The organism is Ruegeria sp. YS9, assembly GCF_024628725.1.
Classification (GTDB): domain Bacteria; phylum Pseudomonadota; class Alphaproteobacteria; order Rhodobacterales; family Rhodobacteraceae; genus Ruegeria; species Ruegeria atlantica_C.
In genome coordinates, this window is the sequence record NZ_CP102409.1 from 997,643 (window position 1) to 1,016,065 (window position 18,423).

The following is an 18,423-nucleotide window of genomic DNA, read 5'->3' on the forward strand; positions in this document are numbered from 1 at the left end:
ACAGTGAGGATAAGCAATGTCCCGAAGTCTGTTGAAGTACACGCGTGTTCTGGAAATCGTCGGGGACACAATCAAGGTTCGAGTGCCAATCGGGGGCACTCGTGAACCGACTGTCCGGTTCAACGACCTCGCTGTGATCGAGACGGTGGATGGCCGAAAATCACTGGCCCAGACGATCTTCATCGACCGGGATGTCGTCACGTTGCAGGTGTTTTCCGGCACCAAGGGCATATCGACCGAAGCAACGGCGACCTTCCTCGGTCACCCGATGCAGACACCTTATTCGGACAATATTCTGGGCCGCGTCTTTGATGGCGCCGGTGTGGCAATAGATGGAGGTCCCGACCTGTCTGCGGAACCGCATATCGATATTGGCGGACCGACCGTCAATCCGGCGGAACGCGCGGTTCCAAACAGAATGATCCGCACGGATGTGCCGATGATCGACGTGTTCAACACATTGGTCGAGAGCCAGAAAATCCCGATCTTCTCGGTTTCAGGAGAGCCATTCAACGCGTTCCTCAGCCGAATCGGTATCCAGGCAGACGCAGATATCGTGGTCTTTGGCGGGCTGGGATTGATTTTTGACGACTACCACACGTTTCGCACCTCGTTCGAAGATGCGGGCGTGTTTTCGCGCACCGTCATGTTCGTCAACCAGGCGATGGATCCTTTGGTCGAACGTTTGCTGGTGCCCGACATGGCGCTGGCGGTGGCCGAGAAGTTTGCTGTGGAAGAGGGCAAGCGCGTACTGGTCCTGCTGACCGACATGACCGCCTATGCTGACGCGATGAAAGAGGTTGGCATCAGTCAGGAGAGGGTGCCATCTCAGCGCGGCTATATGGGGGACCTGTATTCGCAGCTTGCGCGCCGATACGAGAAGGCCTGTGACTATGCCAAAGGCGGGTCGGTCACGGTGCTGACCGTCACGACCATGCCCGGAAATGACGTAACGCACCCGGTGCCTGACAACACCGGCTATATCACCGAAGGGCAGTTCTATCTGCATTCCGGTGTGATCGATCCGTTCGGCAGCCTGTCGCGCCTCAAGCAGAACGTGATCGGCAAGACCACTCGCGAAGATCACGGGCAGATCATGAACACGATGATCCGTTTCTATTCTGAAAGCCGCGATGCCGCGCAGAAACAGGCGATGGCCTTCGACCTGTCAGACTATGATCACCAGTTGCTGAAATTCGGCGGCCTGTTCCGGTCTCGGTTCATGGACATCAATGTTTCGATCCCGCTGGAAGAGGCGCTGGATCTGGGTTGGAAGACTCTGGCAGAGTGCTTTGCGCCTGAACAGTTGCTGATGAAGCAGGCACTGATCGACAAGTATTTCCCGAAGGATGCCAATGGCGCGGTTGCAGCTGAATAAATCGTCGCTTGCACGCGAGCAGACACAGCTGAAAAGCTATGAGCGGTTCCTGCCGTCGCTGGACCTGAAGCGGCAACAGTTGATGGCTGAACGGGCCCGGGCCCGGGAAGAGGTCGACCGTCTTGAGCAAAAGGTGCAGGCACTGGTGCAACAGGTTGGTGAAAGGCTTCCGATGCTGGCCCAGCAGGGTGTCGTTCTGGATGGGCTGGTCGCGCTCAGAGACTACAAGGTCAAAGAGGTCAATGTGGTGGGGGTCAAACTGCCTGACCTTGATCGGATCGACGTGGTGGTGCGCCCGTATTCCGTTTTGGCCAAGCCCCATTGGGTCGATGCTGCTGCGCTTTTGCTGCACGACGTCATCGAAGCGCGGGTGCGGGTGAAAATTGCCGAAGAACGGGTTCGCATCTTCGAAAGGGCGGTGGCCACCATTACCCAGCGGGTCAACTTGTTCGAAAAGGTTCTGATCCCGCGCGCCAAGGCCAACATCAAAAGAATCCGCATCTACCTGAGCGACGAACAGATGCAGGCTGTCGTGCGGTCAAAGATCTCGAAACGCAAGCACGCGCAGGAAGCTGTGACATGAGCGTTGCGCGTTTGAAAAAGATGTCCCTGATAGGGCCGGCTGCAAAAAAGGCGGACACGCTTGAGGCGCTTCAGACCCTTGGCTGCATGCATGTTTTGCCGCTTGTACCGCCGCCAAACGAACCGGAAAAGATCAGCGATCGTGGTGCAAGAGAGGCGTATAAGGCGTTGCGTTTCCTTGCAGAAGTGCCTGAACCACGCCGTCAGATCAAGCGCGCCCCGGATTTCGACATGGACCGTTTCGTGCGCGAGGTGACCGACCTCATGCAGCGCACTCGGGATACGATGGACCGGCGTGACTTTCTGGCCCATCGCATCGCCCAGGTGCGACCCTGGGGTGATTTGGATTTTCCGCCGAGCGATGCGCTGGCTGGCAACAGGCTGTGGTTCTATCAGCTGCCGCTGAAGCACCGGGATGCCCTGTCCGAGGTCAGATTCCCATGGGCAATATTGGCGGAAGACCACCGGTACCTGTATGCCGTTCTGATTTCACCTGACGAACCCGATGATGGCGTTCTTCCTGTTCCGCGAACGCATGTTGGCTCGCTGCCTGTGCACGAGCTTGAGGCCCAGTTGGAAGAGGCCGAGATCGCCCTCGAGGCGTTGGAAGCCGAACGCGTTGCGCTGACGCGCTATCTGACATTGATGCGCCGGAACCTGTCCGTCGCCGAAAGTGCCGCTGAGCTTGCCCATGCGACGCAGAAAGTGCGCGACGAAGAGGCAGTGTTTGCTTTGCAGGGGTGGGTTCCCGTGGATCAGGTGGAGACTGTTCTTGCCATGGCAAACGCCAAGGGCTCGGCCGTACTGATTGAAGATCCGGGGCCGGGCGACACGCCCCCGACCTTGCTGGAGCAGCCTCAAAACCGCAGTGCCGCTGTCGATCTGGCGTTGTTCTATCAAGTGCCCGGATATCAGGACTGGGACCCCAGCGTCATCGTCTCGGCGTCCTTCGCGATCTTCTTTGCCATGATCGTGGCGGATGCCGGGTACGGTGCTGTCATCCTGCTGGCGGTGCTGGCCTTTTGGAGACGGATGGATGGCACGGCAGGTCAAAGATCCTGGCGTCTGTTCGGTCTGATCATCTCGGCTGTTACGATGTTTTACGGCGTCATGGTGGGCAGCTATTTTGGGGTATCACCGGCTGCCGGCTCGATTTGGGCAAGGCTCAAGGTGCTGGATTTGAACGATTTCGGCGCGATGATGATGGTCTCGATCGTCGTTGGCGTTATACACCTTGTCCTGGCCAACGCACTTGCGGCCCGCGCGGCGTGGGGGCAACGCAAGGCGGTTGCCAATCTGGGCTGGATTGCGGCCCTGATCGGCGGGTTTGTCCTTTGGCTCGGCTACATGAACGGCAAATCGCCGGTGCCGGGCGCGGCTATTCTGACCGCCGGCATCGTGGCGATTGTGCTGTTTTCCAGCGAGCGGGTCATCCAGAGGCCGATGGACTGGATCTGGCGTTTGATCGAAGGGTTTCAAAGCCTTGCCGGGGCGATGGGCGCGTTTGGGGATGTTCTCAGCTATATGCGCCTTTTTGCGCTGGGCCTTGCTTCGGCCTCGCTGGCGATCACGTTCAATGATCTGGCGGTGTCGGTCATGCAGGCCCTTAAGGGGCCGGGCATTCTGTTTGGGTTGCTGATCCTGATCATAGGTCATGTTTTGAACTTCGCGCTCGCGATGATGAGCGGCGTCGTGCACGGTTTGCGTCTCAATTACATCGAATTCTTTAAATGGGGTCTGCCGGATGAAGGCATCATCTTTCGTCCGTTTGCCCGCAAGGAGGTTCAGGAATGAATGAGCTTGTTCTTACACTGGGTTGGCTGGGTATTTATGCGCCAATGGCATTGGGGGCTGCGGCCAGCGCCATAGGGTGTTCGATCGCCGGGATGGCCAGTATCGGGGCCATGACGGAAACCGAGGGCGGCTATGGCCGTTTCGTGGGTGTATCCGCGTTTCCCTCAACGATGGTCATCTATGGGATCGTCATCATGTTTACCCTGAACCGCGACGTGACGCCTGAAAACGCGGGCGGTCTGTTCGGCATCGGCATCCTGTCGGGCATCGCGCTGATGTATTGCGGCATCTGGCAGGGTCGGGCCTGTGCGGCTGCGATCAACGCGACCAAGGAAAAGCCCGAGATTTTTGGCCTTGCCCTGGCCCCCGCCGCAATCATCGAAGGGTTTGGTGTTTTTGCCTTCGTGTTTGCACTGGTCATTAGTGCGGGGATCAGCTGATGGCACAGAACGGAACGATTTCGCACGGCGTGGACGCCCTGATCGACAAATTGCGCAACGATGGGGTTGCCGCAGGTCAGGCCGAAGCCGAAAAGCTGCGCGCAGAAGCAAAAGCCGAAGCCGCGCGCATCGTGGCAGAGGCAAAGCGCGAAGCCGAGGAGTTGAAAAAGAAAGCCCGCACAGAGACCGACAATTACAGGGCTGCCGGGGAAGAAGCATTGAACACGGCGATGCGGGATGCCGTGCTGACCATGAAGGCAGGTCTGACGGATCGCTTCAAGGCAGATGTCGAACGCCTTGTAACCAAAGAGATGTCCGATCCCGAGCTTCTCAGGCAGATGATCCTCGAGGTGGTAGGCCGGGCCGGGGCAAGTGCAAACCTGGACGGCAAGGTTTCCGTTATCCTGCCTGCCAGGGTCGCCACGCAGGAAGACATCAAGCAAAATGCCGATGACATTCAATCCGGCAAGCTGACGAAATATGTTCTTGGGCTGACCGCGAAGATGCTGCGCGAGAATGTCGAGTTGCACGCAGCCGATGACGTGCAGGAAGGCATCCGCGTCCGCGCAGAAGATCAGGGTGTTGTTCTGGACCTGACGGATAAGGCGGTGGCGTCGCTGTTGATGGAGCATTTGCAGCCCCGGTTCCGCGCCGTGCTGGAAGGGGTCATCCGCTGAGATGTCAAAGCAGGACGCCTATATCGCGTTGATGTGCAGCCTTCCGGGTTCGGAACGGCTGTTCGTTGCCAGGCAGCCGCCCCTGTCACGTATCAGGCTGGACCGTCGATTGACGGCTTTGACACCGGAGGACAGCAAAGTTCTGAAGATCCTCGAGCATGCGTTGAGCTGGAGCGCCTACGACATGGATGTCACCGACGCTCAGGCGATCCAGCGCTGCAAACAAGCGATGCTGGACATCCCTCAGCCCACCTTGCGCAAGCTTTTCATGGAACGCATGGAACTGCGCTCGGCGGTCGCGGCATTGCGATTGAGAAAACGCGGAGAACCAGCGCCATCAGGCCCTTTTGGGGTCGGACGATGGAGCCGCCACATTCCCGCCAATTGGAGTGATCCCAGCTTTCGTCTGGAACGGCTCATGCCCTGGATCAAAGAGGCAACCCAATTGCTGGAAAACGAAGATCCGCTGGGTCTGGAACGTCTGCTTTTGTCGATAAGCCACAAGCAGCTCAAGCGGCACGCGGCTCGTCACATGTTCGATTTCGAGGCGGTCGCCATTTACGTTCTGATCTGGAACATCTTCGACCGCTGGGCGCAAAGCAGCGCTGCGGAAGCCGCCAAGAGATTTGAGAAACTGGCACAACAGGCCATGGCCGATTTCGCTGAAGTCGATTTTGAGGGAGCAAGCGCATGACAGCCCCAATCTCAGCCAAACACTCATCGACCGCACGTGTCGTCCTGGTTCAGGAAGGGCTTGTGCGGATACAGGCCAATTCGGACACGACCGGCCACCCCGGTCAACTGGTCAAAAACGAAGTGGTTTACATATTGCCTTCGCGTTCCGGCCCCGGTGGGCGTCAGGAAAGGCTCAAGGGCGAAGTGCTGCGCGTACGTGGGGATATGGCGGACGTTCAGGTCTATGAAAGCACTGATGGGGTGGCGGTTGACGACCCGGTGGAGCAATCAGGTCAGCTTTTGTCGGTAGAGCTTGGTCCGGGGCTGCTGGGGCAGGTTTTTGACGGGTTGCAATCGCCTTTGCCCAAGGTGGCCGCCGAATTTGGAACCTTCTTGCCGCGCGGCGCAGATGTCGCGCCCTTGGATGAACATGCGAAATGGTCCTTTACGCCGTCGGTGACGGTGGGCGATACGGTCACTGCCGGGGACAACATCGGAACAGTGCCCGAAGGCCATCTCAGCCACAAGATCATGCTGCCTTTCAACTGGACCGGCGCGTACAAGGTGGTCTGGGTGCAAAAAGGCGCGGCCACGATCCATGACATCGTGGCCCGTCTGGAAGACGAAGACGGTGGCGAGCATACGCTGACGCTTTCGCAGAAATGGCCGGTTCGGCGACCACTGCCGGAAAATGTACTGAAGCGCGCGCTGTCCGAACGGTTGTATCCGACGGAACCGGTTCTGACGTCGCAACGACTGATCGACACGTTCTTTCCGATTGCGCGCGGCGGCACCGCCTGTATTCCCGGTCCGTTCGGAGCGGGCAAGACCGTGCTGCAAAACCTGATCGCACGGAACGCGAAGGTTGATATCGTGATCGTCGTGGCCTGCGGCGAACGTGCAGGTGAGGTGGTCGAGACCATCGAGGAATTTCCGAAGATGACCGATCCAACCACCGGCGGCAGCCTGATGGATCGGACGATCATCATCTGCAACACGTCATCCATGCCGGTTGCCGCGCGCGAGGCGTCGATCTTCACCGGCATTACGTTGGGCGAGTATTATCGCCAGATGGGCCACGATGTCTTGTTGATCGCCGACAGCACCAGCCGGTGGGCGCAAGCCATGCGCGAGACCTCTGGCAAGCTCGAGGAAATTCCGGGCGAAGAAGGGTTCCCGGCCTATCTGGAAAGCTCGATCAAGGGTTTGTACGAACGCGCCGGGGCGCTGAAAACGAATGATGGGGATCTTGGCAGCCTGACGCTGATCGGAACGGTTTCGCCTGCTGGCGGCAATTTTGACGAGCCGGTAACCCAGTCAACCTTGTCGACGGTCAAGTGTTTCCTCGGGTTGTCATCCGAACGCGCCTACAAGCGGTTTTATCCAGCGGTCGATCCGATGCTCAGCTGGTCCCGGTATGCTGACCAATTGTCCGACTGGTATGACAGGAACGCCGAGCCAGGGTGGACAGCCAAAGTGCGCACCCTTTTGGCCCTGATCGAAAAAGGCGAACAGGTCGATCAGATGATGCAGGTCACCGGGGAAGAGGGCGTCACACTTGACGACTTTGTAACCCAACAGAAAGCGTTGTTCGTCGATATGGTCTATTTGCAGCAGGACGCATTTGACACAGTCGATGCGACGGTGCCGCTTGAACGGCAGATAAAGACGTTCAAGCTTGTGTACGATGTGACGCAATCCAGGGCGGTCTTTGTCGACAAGACCGAGGTAAGGCAGGTGTTCACGCAACTGACCGGGCTGATGAAAAACTTTCACTACGCGGCAGAAAACACACCCGAATACAAATCCACCTGGCAAAAGATCGAAAACCTGTGCCAGGAAAAGTTCGGAGTGTGATCAGGTGAAATGGTAGCCCGTAGGGGATAGCATATTTTTTTAGTAGTTTCCCAAAGCTGACCAATTGCAAAATGCTCGGCTTGCAGCTTTTTTGTGGGAGCCGAGTAGCAAGCTTAGTTGATCAATAATTCACGAGGTATACGTGGTAGAACCATATTTTTTCTCGGGCCGAATTCTCCCCGAGAGAGCCCAGTTGTCCTTCCAATCGGATTTGACAGTACACCGAAAGGAGACTGACACCACCTTTCGGGCTGAAGTAAGTATTATCCTGAACCAGCTTGTAGTTCGCGTCCACTCAGAACTGGAATGGAACATTTTCGACCTTCGCAATATTGTACAGAATGCGGTTCGAGTGGATTTGACTGCACTTGGCTACCTATTGGGTAGAGGATACGAAATTGAAATAACTCGCGTGGTCAACCATTCAAAAGGCGTTGACTACGTGTACGGCATTGAGGTTCCTTGTATTTCAGAGCCTAGGGGCAAAATAGACGTAGATGCCCGACTTAGAAAGTTGCGGACTTTGTTTCTAAGCGAAGGCGGAATGTTCGTTTCACGTTGCTTCAACGACTTAACGAGCGCCATTCAGCATGCTGATGACAGTCCATTCTATTGTTATCGTGCTATTGAAGCTATTCGTCGTCACTGCGCAGTTTCGCACGGACTTTTGGATAAGGATCGGTCGACCCAGTGGCAGAAATTTCGAGAGGTAGCAGGTATAACTAAGGGTGAGATCAGCTTCATATCTGAAGCGGCCAAAGACTTACGTCATGGAGGATTACCAAATTTTTCAGAGAATTTTCGCGAGGACATTCTCACAAAAACTTGGGCAATCGTCGACAAATACCTCGACGCGTTTGAGTGATTGGGGCGTGTGTTATTGAGATCTGGAACCAAAAGCTTCTGTAATCGGTCACACACTTCTTTTTGAAACAGTATTCGGCATTGTGTGGGCCCCGCAAAGTCTATGAGGCACTCCGCCGACGAAAATCAATTCACATTTTTTTGAATGATCAACTTATTCAAAAAACGGGAAACCCTGCGCCGGCTAAGCAGATACGCTCCATTTTAGTTATCATTTGAAATGGAAAATGGTAGCCCGTAGGGGAATCGAACCCCTCTTTCCAGGTTGAAAACCTGGCGTCCTAACCGATAGACGAACGGGCCACTTGGTAGTGACGCAAGCACAAGTGGTAGCCCGTAGGGGAATCGAACCCCTCTTTCCAGGTTGAAAACCTGGCGTCCTAACCGATAGACGAACGGGCCACGCTGGCTTGTGGGGGGCCTTTTACGGTTTCACCGTGACCCCCGCAAGCCGAAAAACGCAGGGACTTGAAAGTTTTTTGCGCGGTCAGAGCGAGATGTCAATTTGCCTCTGCCGCGTCCTCGAGCCTGAGCTGCACGGATTGCCGTCCACCCCAGGTATTCACCTCAAGCCTGCCTGCAAAATGAAAGCGCGCGCCTCCATGATTTGACAGTTTCTCGCCCATCGGACCGTCAAAGGCACCAAAGGCAATCGCATCCAGCCCACCGCCCATGCCATCGGACAACGATAGCTTCAGGTGCGTTTCCCCCACACGTTTGGCAAAACGCACCTGTAGATCCGGAATCGCGTATCGCGGGGCAGGGGCTCCGGCGCCGAACGGTCCGGCCTGTTCGATCTGTTCGACCAACTCCACTGTTGCGGCACCGGGCATAAGGGCACCGTCCAGCTTCAAATCCGCCGGGCCGCCCTGACCTGCGCCTTGTTTTGCCAGCAGTTCACTGAGACGTTCCATGGCAGGTTCCAGTTTGTCGCGCATGACGGTAAGTCCAGCAGCCATCTTGTGACCACCGCCCTTGACCAGCAACCCTTCGGCCGCGAGCCGCTGGATCGACGCCCCCAGATCCACGCCCGAGACCGAACGCCCCGAGCCTTTGCCCTCATCACCGTCAAAACCGATCACGATGGCCGGACGGTTGGCGGTTTCTTTCAATCGAGACGCCACGATGCCCACCACCCCCGGATGCCAGCCCTCACCGGCGGCCCAGACCAGTGGCGCGTCGAGTCCGCGACCCTCGGCCTGCTCCATCGCGGCGGCGCGCACGGCGTTTTCGATATCCCGGCGTTCTGTGTTCAGCGCGTCCAGACGTTCGGACAGGGCCTGTGCCTCGTGCAGGGAATCCGTGCTCAGCAGGCGGGCACCCAGATCGGCCTGCCCGATGCGACCGCCTGCGTTCACGCGGGGGCCAAGCAGAAAACCCAGGTGATAGCTGTTGGGCGCCGTATCCATGCGCGAGACATCGGACAATGCGACAAGTCCGGGGCGTTGCCTTTGCGCCATCACTTTCAGGCCCTGTCGAACCAGGGCGCGATTGGCACCGATCAAAGGCGCGACGTCAGCTACGGTTGCCAGGGCCACCAGGTCCAGCATCGATATCAGGTCGGGCCCCTTTGCGCCCGCCGCGCGCAATTGGCGCCCAGCTTCGACCAGCATCAGAAACACGACACCCGCCGCGCAGAAATAGCCCAGATCGCCGCTTTCATCCTGCCGGTTGGGATTCACGACGGCAACGCAGTCCGGCAGGGTTTCGCCGCCGAGGTGGTGATCCAGAACAATCACGTCCGCCCCCGTGGCTGCGGCGATCGGTTCATGGCTGGGCGTACCGCAATCGACGCAAATGATCAGGTCGTGGCTGGTTGCCAGTTCCCGCATTGCCGGAACATTCGGACCATATCCCTCATCAATCCGATCCGGCACATAAAGCGTCGCCTGCAAGCCCATCTGCCGAAGCCAGACCAACAGCAGCGCGGCAGAACTGCCGCCGTCAACATCGTAATCCGCGAACACCGCGATCTTCTCGCGACGGCGTACGGCGTCCAGGAAGCGTGCGGCCGCGACTTCCATGTCTTTCATGTCTCGAGGATCGGGCAGCAGCTCTTTGAGCTTGGGGTCCAGAAAGCCGCGCGCCTCCATGACCGGCACGCCACGACGGGCCAGAACCTGACATACCGCACGCGGCAGGTCGGTCTGTTGAGTCATCATCTCGGCAGCCCGTTCCAACTCGGCTTCCGGGCCAACCCAGCGCCGCCCGGTCAGTGATTGTTCTACGCCAAGAAAACCCATTGCCCGCCCCTTATGAACCAAGGCCGGATCCTTTCGGACCCGGCCTCTTCATCTTTTCCCAAATACTCCCGCCGGAGGCAACGGCGCAAGCCGTTAGGCGTTATCATGCGGCCACGTGGGGGTACGATACGACATGCGGCGTACGGACCCGGTTTTTGAACGCATCAGCAGCGTCGTGGTTTCCACCCAACCCGGCTCGCGCTTGATGCGCGGCAACAGAGAGCCGCCGGTCACACCCGTTGCGGCAAAGATCACATCCGCAGTCACCATCTCGTCCCGCGAATAGACCCGGTCCAGATCGGTGATGCCTGCCTTGGCGGCACGGCCTCGTTCGTCATCGTTGCGGAACAACAGACGACCAAAGATCTGTCCGCCCATGCATTTCAGCGCAGCAGCAGCCAACACCCCCTCGGGGGCGCCACCCTGGCCCATATACATATCGATACCGGTCACTTCGCTTTCCGCGCAATGCATGACGCCAGCCACATCACCATCGGTGATCAGGCGGATCGATGCTCCGGTTTCGCGCACTTCGGCAATCATGGCTTCATGACGCGGGCGTTCCAGAATGCAGACGGTGATGTCCGCAGGCTTGCAGTTCTTGGCCTTTGCCAAGGCTTCCACCCGTTCGCGTGGAGACATGTCCAGACTGACGACGCCCTCGGGCAGGCCCGGACCAACGGCAAGCTTGTCCATGTAGACGTCGGGCGCATGCAGCATTGAGCCGCGCGGGCCCATGGCAATCACGGTCAGCGCGTTGGGCATATCCTTTGCGGTCAGCGTTGTGCCTTCCAGCGGGTCCAGCGCGATGTCCACGCCGGGGCCGTTTCCGGTGCCGACTTCTTCGCCGATATAAAGCATCGGAGCTTCGTCGCGTTCTCCTTCACCGATCACCACGACGCCAGCTATGTCCAGCAGGTTCAGCTGTTCGCGCATTGCGTTCACGGCGGCCTGGTCGGCGGCTTTCTCGTCACCTCGCCCCACCAGAAAAGCCGAGGCCAGCGCAGCCTGTTCCGCCACCCTTGCCAGCCCCAGAGACAGCAGGCGGTCGTTGAAATCGGTTTTGGCAGCACTCATTGTTCAGTATCCTCTGGTCATTTAAGCCGTTTCTATGGGCATAGCTTGCGTTTCATGCAGGCCGCAAGTTCAAACCTCTTCAATCCGCAATGCGACGGGGGCACCGGCGACCACATCCGTTTCCCGGAAACCGTCCAGCGCAACGTCCAGCGCGGCGCGGGTGGTTTTGTGGGTAACGATCAACACAGGCGCCGTGCTTTCGGCATGGGCATACTGGCGCATCCTGTCTATGGAAACGCCGGCATCGCCCAGAATGGCTGCAACCTTGGCCAGGGCGCCCGGTTTGTCCAGCAGGCCCAGCCGCAGATAATAAGGCGCCGGCAGGCCCGTGACGGCGGGGGCCGCGGCCTCAAGCGTTTTGGCCGGTCGGCCAAAGGTCGGGATTTGCAGCCCGCGTGCCAGATCGCAGACGTCGCCCATCACGGCGCTGGCGGTCGGGCCTTCGCCTGCGCCGGGGCCGCGCAGAACAACCTGTTCCACCGCGTCGCCTTCGATCACCACCATGTTGGTGCCGCCTTCCAATTGACCCAGCGGCGAGTCGCTGGGCACAAGGCAAGGCTGCATGCGTTGCTCCAGCCCGCGCGCGGTGCGCTGTGCCACGCCCAGCAGCTTGATGCGAAAGCCCATATCCTCGGCCTGGTCGATATCGTCGAGGCTGATTTGCTGAATGCCTTCGATCTCAATCCCGTCGAAATTGGGCTTGGTGCCAAAAGCGATCGAGGCCAGCAAAGCCAGTTTGTGCGCGGCGTCGATGCCACCGACATCCAGATTGGGGTCGGCCTCAAGATACCCAAGTTCGGCGCATTCGTCGAACAGAGCGTTGTAGCCCTGACGCTGCGATTGCATCCGGGTCAGAATGTAGTTGCAGGTGCCATTCATCACGCCCATCACGCGCGTGATCTCGTTTCCGGCCAGTCCTTCGGTCAGGGATTTGATTACGGGGATACCGCCCGCGACCGCGGCCTCAAACCGGATGACGCGACCTGCGGCTTCGGCCTGTTCGGCCAATTCCTGCCCGTGAATGGCCAGCAATGCCTTGTTGGCAGTCACGACGTCTTTGCCGCTGGCCAGCGCGGCTTCGACCGAGGCTTTGGCAGGGCCGTTTTCTCCGCCCATCAGTTCGACATAGACATCGATATCGTCGCGTTTTGCCAGCGCAACCGGGTCGGTTTCCCACGCATAATCCGACAGGTTCACGCAACGGTCCTTGTTTGGATCCCGCGCAGATACGGCCACGATTTCAATCGACCGGCCCGTGCGCGCCTTCAGCAAATCTGCATGGCGGCGGACAATCTTGACGACACCCACGCCGACAGTTCCCAAGCCCGCAATTCCCAGCCGCAGTGCCTGTGTCATTTCGTGGGTTCCTTTCCGCTCGAAACTTGTCTGATTTCGGACGCCCGCCCGATCAGCGCTGCCTTATCGGGTTCAGGCCAAGGGTGCAATCCGTCACCGGGGGATTGTAGGCGTGAAATGCCGCGCTTTAGTTGGTTTGCGCGTTTTGCAGCGCCTGGGCCTTTTTCGCCAGCGCCTCGCTGCGCTGCGTCAGGTCTTCTTCCACCTCTGCGGCCTGACTGACGGGATCAATCGAAGGCCCCAACGTTTCCTGCACCGGAACAAGACGCGGGTAGGGGGCCGATTTGACCGAGGCCGGTTCGCTGCCTTCAAGTTCGGGAAAGTCTGAACACCCGGCAAACACAAGAATAATAGGCAGAACAGGCAGCAGTTTCATGTGGCACGCTTTTCGGTTTCGTTGGTCCTTTCGTGATGCACCTTTTGCCGGCGTCGATCAAGCGGGGTTCTATATGAACATTTGTTCAGATACTGTGGGCGCATGGCACGTACTCAAGGCTCCCACTCTGATATCACAGGTCCGCGCATCCGAAAGGCGGCCCTGAACCTGTTTGCCCGCCACGGCTATGCGGCGGTTTCGATGCGGCAGATCGCGAAAGAGGTCGGCGTTCAGGCAGGGGCTTTGTACAATTACACGCCGGACAAGCAGAGTTTGCTGTACCGGTTGATGCGGGAACATATGCAGGATCTGCTTTCAGCGCTCAATGCGCTGGAGCGCTGCGATGACTGCCAGCAAGCGTTGCGCCGATTTGTCGGTTTTCACATTCGTTTCCACCTGCAACGCCCTGACGAGGTGTTCATCGCCTATATGGAGCTGCGCAACCTCTCACCCGAATACTTCGCCGAAATCGAAGATCTTCGGCGTCAGTACGAAAACGCGTTGGAAGACATCCTTCACTCTGGCCAGCAGGCTGGTCAGTTTGCGATACCGGACACCAAGATCGCCACGCTGGCGGTGATTGCCATGTTGAACGGTGTGATGACCTGGTACAGGTCCGGAGGGCGGCTGTCACTGGACGAGGTCGAACAGATTTATTGGAACATGGTGCATAAGGCGGTGACGGCCTGACACGGCCAGACCGTCACAGTGTCAGTGCGCAGGGCGAATGAAGGTCCCGTTGCGCAGGTCCCGAAAGGCTTGTTCAAGTTCGGCCCGCGTGTTCATCACAATGGGCCCGTGCCATGCGACGGGTTCATTGATCGGAGCCCCCGAGATCAGCAGAAACCGCACGCCTTCGGGGCCAGCCTGAACGGTGATTTCGTCCCCCGTTCCGAAACGGACAAGCGTGCGGTCACCCGACATATCCCGGATATTCACCTCTTGCCCGGCAACCTCTTTCTCCAACAGCACACCGGACGGGCGTGATGCATCTGCAAAGGCGGCCTGACCTTGAAAGACATAGGCGAAGGCTCGGCGGTAAGTGTCGATGCGGAACGTCTTTTTCACACCTGCGGGGACCGAGATGTCCAGGTACTGCGGGTCTGCCGCAATGCCGTCCACGGGGCCGGTTTTGCCCCAGAACTCTCCGACAATCACCCGAACGGTGGTGCCGTCGTCATCAGTGACCTCGGGGATGTCCTTGCTTTGAACATCCTGATAGCGCGGGGCAGTCATCTTCTGATCCGAGGGCAGGTTGCCCCAAAGCTGAAATCCGTGCATCTGCCCCGAGGAGTTTCCCTGCGGCATCTCCTGATGCAGGATACCGGACCCCGCTGTCATCCACTGCACGTCACCGGCGCCCAGAGTGCCGGTGTTGCCCAGCGAATCCGAATGCTCGACCGATCCGGCCAGAACATAGGTGATCGTCTCGATCCCGCGATGCGGATGCCAGGGAAAACCGGCCTGATAGTCCTGCGGGCGTTCGTTCCTGAAGTCGTCGAACAGCAGGAAAGGATCAAGTTCGGACGGGTCCTGAAACCCGAACGCGCGGTGAAGTTTCACGCCAGCCCCTTCCATCGTCGGGGTTGCCCTGCGTGTTTCCAGTGTGGGTCTAAGGGACATGTTGGCCTCCGGTTCGTTTGATCAGCATGTAACCGCTGCGTGAATGTGGTCAATTTGCGTGAACTAACCGGGGCTGTGCAAATTTGCGGCACAACCAAGCCCCTGTTGTTTCCCCCGGAAAATCGCTAAGCCGAAGCTGAACGGACAGGAGACATCCATGCAGGACGAAGTGCTGGCAACGATTCAGGCGTCATCCCCCAGACGGTGGACCGGAGTAGGGATGCTGTCGACGGTTGGTGCGCTGGTTACATATGTTGCTCTGGCATCGCCGCCAGAACCGGTGTGGCAGGTTTTTCTGTTTGCCGTTGGTGGCGCGTCGCTTTGGCTGGCCTATCGCGTTTGGCAGGCGACCCAGGACCATATTGAGCTGACTCAGTCGGAATTGCGTACCGGGTCAGGCCAGGTGATCGCAAAAGTGGACGATATTGAATCGGTGGATCGCGGTGCGTTTGCATTCAAGCCTTCAAACGGCTTTCTGGTTCGTACCAAGCACAAAGATACGAAACAATGGGCGCCCGGGTTGTGGTGGCGGATCGGTCACCGGGTCGGCGTGGGCGGCATGACGTCTGCCGCCGAGGCCAAGTTCATGTCAGAGGTTCTAAGCGCCATTATCCACGCAGACGACCGGAGGGCGCACTAGGTTGCAGGCGACCTTGGTGGAAAAGCGGGGACGGGTGAAGATGAAGTTCTGAAAGTTAATGCCGGTCGCCAGATCCCAACCGGGTTTGAACTGGGGAATATACTCGTTGGACGTTTCCACCAGAATGACCGTGTCCTGATCCGGCATTGGCGGCAGGCGGTTTGCGATTTCCTGGATGTTGTTGTCGTTCCATTCCGTGTCATAGCCGCGCACGGTCGACCAATCCACGTAATGGCGGTCGTCAGTCTCGTCAAACCGGATCAGCGAGACACGCATGCGCACTTCAGACCGGTTGTTGATCATTTCGCCCATGAGTTCGTGAAGTGAGTCGATGTAGACATCCGTCACAGCGGCCGATTCACGTGAGATCAGATCGCTGACCGTATAGGCGGCCTTCAGGTTTGACGCGCTTTGACGAAACCCCTCGAATGCGGTGAACGTAAATGTAATCGTCCACAGCAACAGCGGGAAGATCATGATGGCCTCGACAGTCAGAATGCCACTTTCGTCCTGCTTGAAGGCCTTGATGCGGTTTTTCACGTTTCTGAACACAGACATAGCTTTACCGTGGCTCCTGCACGAATGCGGTCGTTGCGGTCACTGCATAATGGCCGCTTTCGTCGACAACCGTGTTTGCGATGATCGAGCTTTCCAGAACCGGATCGATACGCAGGCAGGCACGCAAAATCATCAACTCGTTTGAGGCCCCGCTTTTGAAGTCGAGCACTGGTTTGGGGTCTTCGGAACTGTCAGTGCAGGGTATTTCGTCCGAAAGCACGATGCCATTGAATGCGTTCTGGCGGAGCATTTGCAGCCGCAGGTTGGTTTTACAATTCTTGATACCGGAAATGTCGCAAATCCGGTCCTTGATTACATCGTGGCTCCAGTTGGTGCCTGTGCCCAGACGAATATCCCGAACGACCAGGTCAACACCACGTTCCAGCGCGGCGTGCTTGGTGGTGATCAGTGACATTTCTCCACCGATACCAATGAATGCCAGGAAAAACGGAATGATCATGACAAATTCGATCGTCGCGTTCCCGGACTCGGATCGCTGGAAAGTACGGAGTTTTGTCAGTGACTTGCGGATCATTGCGTCAGCCTCAATTTGCGGATGGACGAAGCAATCGCTGTAAACGCCTTGTCCAGATCCAATCCAGCTACATTGTGTACATGGCTGTCCGAGCTTGCGCAGGACCTGATGGTGTTCAAGCCGCTGGTGGGGGCCTCGAAAGCGATGCCATAGATGATGACACCCTTGTCTTTGGCGGCGCCACAGATACTGGCCGTGCGCGCGTTCTTTGTGGACGATCCCACTGACTTCCTTAGGCTGTAGTACCAGTTATTCTCGTGGTTGCTTTGCCAGTAGAAGTTGTTCTTGGCGTTCCACCACAGCGAAGCCCGATTGAACAGTTCTGGATACGAAAGACGGGTAGCAGTTCCAACTTCTTCATTTGTCGGATTTTCATTCGGTGGATTGCCGAAAGGATGTTCTGCGGTAACGTAGTTGCCGTTTTCTTCGGTGTGTTGCATCCAAACCCACCGGTCCGGATTGTTCCCCTGCGGGTCATGGTAGTAGCGAATACTGTACTCACCTTTACTGCCGTCCGCGTGTTCAAATTCTGGATTGAACCAGACGTCTGTCTGTCCGCTGCGAACCGACGGGTCCAACATGTACTGCGAGGTGTTTTTTCCGTCAGTCATTACGATCACGACCTTAAGCACGTCCGAGTCGTAAGCTTCCGGGCGATTGGCAAATTTGGCAGGCACCTTGTTTTCGGTGGCCAAGGCGTTAATCACGGGCTTGAATGAAGGGTCCAGCATACCGACGCCCCATTTCATGCCAACATCAATGGATGTGTTGCCGCTTGCGGTCAGGGCATCGATACGATTGTGCAGATATTGGACGTTGTCGGTGACGGCTGTAATCTCACTGCCTGTGCGAACGGGGCAAACAAGGTAGGCAGGAGGTTCGCCATCAGTCGTCCGGCCGTTTACAGTTGCTTGCGTGTAGCGCCATGGATCGAAATGTCCGGTGCGCTGAAAAAAGGTAGTGGGATCAAGGGTTGCAGACCCAAATTGTCCCGACGTAAAGTTCACGCAATGGGAATAGTTGTGCTCTGAGGTCACGTTGGTGAATTTGTCCAGGATATCCTGCCCGGCATTGACCTGAGTGGCATAGGGAACAATCGACATCGAAATCTTCGTTTCGCCCGATTCCTCAAGCATTTTCGTGACAAAACCTTTCGCCGCAGTCTTCAACACATCGATCTTCGATTTTCCGGCGGTCGCCGAAGACCGTGACATGGACCCGGACATGTCCAGAACCAACGAGATTTCGACGGACCCGATGGATTCTATGGCGGTGCTTGCCGCTTTCATATTCAGTTCGGTAACTTTTCCGAATCTCATGAAACGCGTCGGAACAACGGCATTGGCGGTTGCGGCCACTTTTCTCGAGCCAAACCCTTCGGTGACGGTCACTGTTTTCTCAAGATGGCCCAACCCGGCCTTTTCCATATAGGCGTCGACAACGTCCTTGGGCGGCAGTTTCTGGTCAAGATCCGCGGCAGCAAGCACCGCGCGGTCCAGCGTGGATTGCAGGCTGGCCCGGTCGCGCTCGTACGTCATCAGATCCATCGCCATTCCGGTGATTGCCAGCATCAGGATCAAAATGAGCAGGGTGAATATCGTAAAAGTGCCGTCTTCTTCTCGGGAAAACAGCCGCAACCGGGAAATCTTGTGTTTCGGCTTCGAGCCGTCGTTCTGAAGCGAGAAAATTATCATTTGATGACTCCGCCTCGCACATACAAGTCGTGCGTCAAAGAAAGGAAATTCCGG

Annotated in this window: 18 protein-coding genes and 2 tRNA genes; 10 read left to right on the top strand and 10 right to left on the bottom strand. The window is 57.6% G+C overall.

Features of this window, described 5'->3' with window-relative positions; genetic code table 11:
* Positions 1-16 precede the first annotated feature (16 nt).
* The 8 genes from NOR97_RS05115 to NOR97_RS05150 all read left to right on the top strand — a co-directional run bounded on the left by NOR97_RS05115 (position 17) and on the right by NOR97_RS05150 (position 8,268).
* The gene (locus tag NOR97_RS05115) at positions 17-1,378 is read left to right on the top strand and encodes a V-type ATP synthase subunit B (protein WP_257600418.1); all 1,362 of its coding nucleotides are present in this window, start codon (positions 17-19) and stop codon (positions 1,376-1,378) included.
* Positions 1,356-1,961 carry a V-type ATP synthase subunit D gene (locus NOR97_RS05120; protein WP_257600419.1) on the top strand — a complete coding sequence of 202 codons (606 nt, stop codon included), beginning with the start codon at positions 1,356-1,358 and terminating at the stop codon, positions 1,959-1,961. Before NOR97_RS05115 ends, NOR97_RS05120 begins: the two co-directional genes overlap by 23 nt.
* Positions 1,958-3,754, top strand: a complete 1,797-nt coding sequence (locus tag NOR97_RS05125; RefSeq protein WP_257600420.1) for a V-type ATP synthase subunit I — start codon at positions 1,958-1,960, stop codon at positions 3,752-3,754. The genes NOR97_RS05120 and NOR97_RS05125 overlap by 4 nt, the downstream gene beginning before the upstream one ends.
* Positions 3,751-4,194 (top strand): ATP synthase subunit C, encoded by a 444-nt coding sequence (locus NOR97_RS05130; RefSeq protein WP_152457528.1) that lies wholly within the window; start codon positions 3,751-3,753, stop codon positions 4,192-4,194. Before NOR97_RS05125 ends, NOR97_RS05130 begins: the two co-directional genes overlap by 4 nt.
* Positions 4,194-4,871, top strand: a complete 678-nt coding sequence (locus NOR97_RS05135) for a hypothetical protein (RefSeq protein ID WP_170346520.1) — start codon at positions 4,194-4,196, stop codon at positions 4,869-4,871. The genes NOR97_RS05130 and NOR97_RS05135 overlap by 1 nt, the downstream gene beginning before the upstream one ends.
* A gap of 1 nt (position 4,872) precedes the next feature.
* A complete protein-coding gene (locus tag NOR97_RS05140) occupies positions 4,873-5,565 on the top strand; it encodes a hypothetical protein (RefSeq protein WP_257600421.1) in 693 nt (230 codons plus the stop codon).
* A complete protein-coding gene (locus NOR97_RS05145; protein ID WP_257600422.1) occupies positions 5,562-7,403 on the top strand; it encodes a V-type ATP synthase subunit A in 1,842 nt (613 codons plus the stop codon). Before NOR97_RS05140 ends, NOR97_RS05145 begins: the two co-directional genes overlap by 4 nt.
* Before the next feature lie 142 nt (positions 7,404-7,545).
* Positions 7,546-8,268: a hypothetical protein gene (locus NOR97_RS05150; protein WP_257600423.1), complete on the top strand. Its 723-nt coding sequence runs from the start codon at positions 7,546-7,548 to the stop codon at positions 8,266-8,268.
* 227 nt (positions 8,269-8,495) lie between these two features.
* Here NOR97_RS05150 and NOR97_RS05155 read toward each other — a convergent pair.
* From NOR97_RS05155 to NOR97_RS05180, 6 genes are all read right to left on the bottom strand, one after another.
* Positions 8,496-8,570 (bottom strand) — tRNA-Glu (locus tag NOR97_RS05155).
* Positions 8,571-8,594: 24 nt separating this feature from the next.
* Positions 8,595-8,669: transfer RNA gene (locus NOR97_RS05160), tRNA-Glu, on the bottom strand.
* 98 nt (positions 8,670-8,767) lie between these two features.
* Positions 8,768-10,510: a single-stranded-DNA-specific exonuclease RecJ gene (gene recJ / locus NOR97_RS05165; RefSeq protein WP_257600424.1), complete on the bottom strand. Its 1,743-nt coding sequence runs from the start codon at positions 10,508-10,510 to the stop codon at positions 8,768-8,770.
* Positions 10,511-10,603: 93 nt separating this feature from the next.
* Positions 10,604-11,587 (bottom strand): class II fructose-bisphosphatase, encoded by a 984-nt coding sequence (gene glpX, locus NOR97_RS05170; RefSeq protein WP_257600425.1) that lies wholly within the window; start codon positions 11,585-11,587, stop codon positions 10,604-10,606.
* Between the two features lie 69 nt (positions 11,588-11,656).
* Positions 11,657-12,943 (bottom strand): homoserine dehydrogenase, encoded by a 1,287-nt coding sequence (locus NOR97_RS05175; RefSeq protein WP_257600426.1) that lies wholly within the window; start codon positions 12,941-12,943, stop codon positions 11,657-11,659.
* Between the two features lie 127 nt (positions 12,944-13,070).
* Positions 13,071-13,319, bottom strand: coding sequence for a hypothetical protein (locus tag NOR97_RS05180; RefSeq protein WP_170346526.1), 249 nt, complete (start codon positions 13,317-13,319; stop codon positions 13,071-13,073).
* Positions 13,320-13,421: 102 nt separating this feature from the next.
* Here NOR97_RS05180 and NOR97_RS05185 point away from each other — a divergent pair, with 102 nt between their 5' ends.
* Positions 13,422-14,009 (top strand): TetR/AcrR family transcriptional regulator, encoded by a 588-nt coding sequence (locus NOR97_RS05185; protein WP_257600427.1) that lies wholly within the window; start codon positions 13,422-13,424, stop codon positions 14,007-14,009.
* Positions 14,010-14,030: 21 nt separating this feature from the next.
* Here the strand turns inward: NOR97_RS05185 and NOR97_RS05190 are convergent, their stop codons facing one another.
* Complete coding sequence (locus NOR97_RS05190; RefSeq protein WP_170346527.1) at positions 14,031-14,942, bottom strand: pirin family protein; 912 nt, start codon at positions 14,940-14,942, stop codon at positions 14,031-14,033.
* Between the two features lie 157 nt (positions 14,943-15,099).
* Between NOR97_RS05190 and NOR97_RS05195 the strand changes: the two genes are divergently transcribed.
* Positions 15,100-15,582, top strand: coding sequence for a hypothetical protein (locus NOR97_RS05195; RefSeq protein ID WP_257600428.1), 483 nt, complete (start codon positions 15,100-15,102; stop codon positions 15,580-15,582).
* Here the strand turns inward: NOR97_RS05195 and NOR97_RS05200 are convergent.
* Genes NOR97_RS05200 through NOR97_RS05210 form a run of 3 tightly spaced genes read right to left on the bottom strand, consistent with a single transcriptional unit; the run spans position 15,541 to position 18,369 of the window.
* Complete coding sequence (locus NOR97_RS05200) at positions 15,541-16,140, bottom strand: TadE/TadG family type IV pilus assembly protein (protein ID WP_257600429.1); 600 nt, start codon at positions 16,138-16,140, stop codon at positions 15,541-15,543. The two genes, NOR97_RS05195 and NOR97_RS05200, sit on opposite strands and share 42 nt — an antisense overlap.
* Positions 16,141-16,144: 4 nt before the next feature.
* Complete coding sequence (locus NOR97_RS05205) at positions 16,145-16,675, bottom strand: TadE/TadG family type IV pilus assembly protein (RefSeq protein WP_257600430.1); 531 nt, start codon at positions 16,673-16,675, stop codon at positions 16,145-16,147.
* The gene (locus NOR97_RS05210) at positions 16,672-18,369 is read right to left on the bottom strand and encodes a Tad domain-containing protein (protein ID WP_257600431.1); all 1,698 of its coding nucleotides are present in this window, start codon (positions 18,367-18,369) and stop codon (positions 16,672-16,674) included. The genes NOR97_RS05205 and NOR97_RS05210 overlap by 4 nt, the downstream gene beginning before the upstream one ends.
* Between the last annotated feature and the right edge of the window lie 54 nt (positions 18,370-18,423).

What these genes read in the sequence shown, in the direction of transcription:
- NOR97_RS05115 (WP_257600418.1), top strand. Translation starts at nt 17, where the DNA reads ATGTCCCGAAGTCTGTTGAAGTACACGCGTGTTCTGGAAATCGTCGGG.
- NOR97_RS05120 (WP_257600419.1), top strand. Translation starts at nt 1,356, where the DNA reads ATGGCGCGGTTGCAGCTGAATAAATCGTCGCTTGCACGCGAGCAGACA.
- NOR97_RS05125 (WP_257600420.1), top strand. Translation starts at nt 1,958, where the DNA reads ATGAGCGTTGCGCGTTTGAAAAAGATGTCCCTGATAGGGCCGGCTGCA.
- NOR97_RS05130 (WP_152457528.1), top strand. Translation starts at nt 3,751, where the DNA reads ATGAATGAGCTTGTTCTTACACTGGGTTGGCTGGGTATTTATGCGCCA.
- NOR97_RS05135 (WP_170346520.1), top strand. Translation starts at nt 4,194, where the DNA reads ATGGCACAGAACGGAACGATTTCGCACGGCGTGGACGCCCTGATCGAC.
- NOR97_RS05140 (WP_257600421.1), top strand. Translation starts at nt 4,873, where the DNA reads ATGTCAAAGCAGGACGCCTATATCGCGTTGATGTGCAGCCTTCCGGGT.
- NOR97_RS05145 (WP_257600422.1), top strand. Translation starts at nt 5,562, where the DNA reads ATGACAGCCCCAATCTCAGCCAAACACTCATCGACCGCACGTGTCGTC.
- recJ (WP_257600424.1), bottom strand. Translation starts at nt 10,510, where the DNA reads ATGGGTTTTCTTGGCGTAGAACAATCACTGACCGGGCGGCGCTGGGTT.
- glpX (WP_257600425.1), bottom strand. Translation starts at nt 11,587, where the DNA reads ATGAGTGCTGCCAAAACCGATTTCAACGACCGCCTGCTGTCTCTGGGG.
- NOR97_RS05175 (WP_257600426.1), bottom strand. Translation starts at nt 12,943, where the DNA reads ATGACACAGGCACTGCGGCTGGGAATTGCGGGCTTGGGAACTGTCGGC.
- NOR97_RS05180 (WP_170346526.1), bottom strand. Translation starts at nt 13,319, where the DNA reads ATGAAACTGCTGCCTGTTCTGCCTATTATTCTTGTGTTTGCCGGGTGT.
- NOR97_RS05185 (WP_257600427.1), top strand. Translation starts at nt 13,422, where the DNA reads ATGGCACGTACTCAAGGCTCCCACTCTGATATCACAGGTCCGCGCATC.
- NOR97_RS05190 (WP_170346527.1), bottom strand. Translation starts at nt 14,942, where the DNA reads ATGTCCCTTAGACCCACACTGGAAACACGCAGGGCAACCCCGACGATG.
- NOR97_RS05195 (WP_257600428.1), top strand. Translation starts at nt 15,100, where the DNA reads ATGCAGGACGAAGTGCTGGCAACGATTCAGGCGTCATCCCCCAGACGG.
- NOR97_RS05200 (WP_257600429.1), bottom strand. Translation starts at nt 16,140, where the DNA reads ATGTCTGTGTTCAGAAACGTGAAAAACCGCATCAAGGCCTTCAAGCAG.
- NOR97_RS05205 (WP_257600430.1), bottom strand. Translation starts at nt 16,675, where the DNA reads ATGATCCGCAAGTCACTGACAAAACTCCGTACTTTCCAGCGATCCGAG.
- NOR97_RS05210 (WP_257600431.1), bottom strand. Translation starts at nt 18,369, where the DNA reads ATGATAATTTTCTCGCTTCAGAACGACGGCTCGAAGCCGAAACACAAG.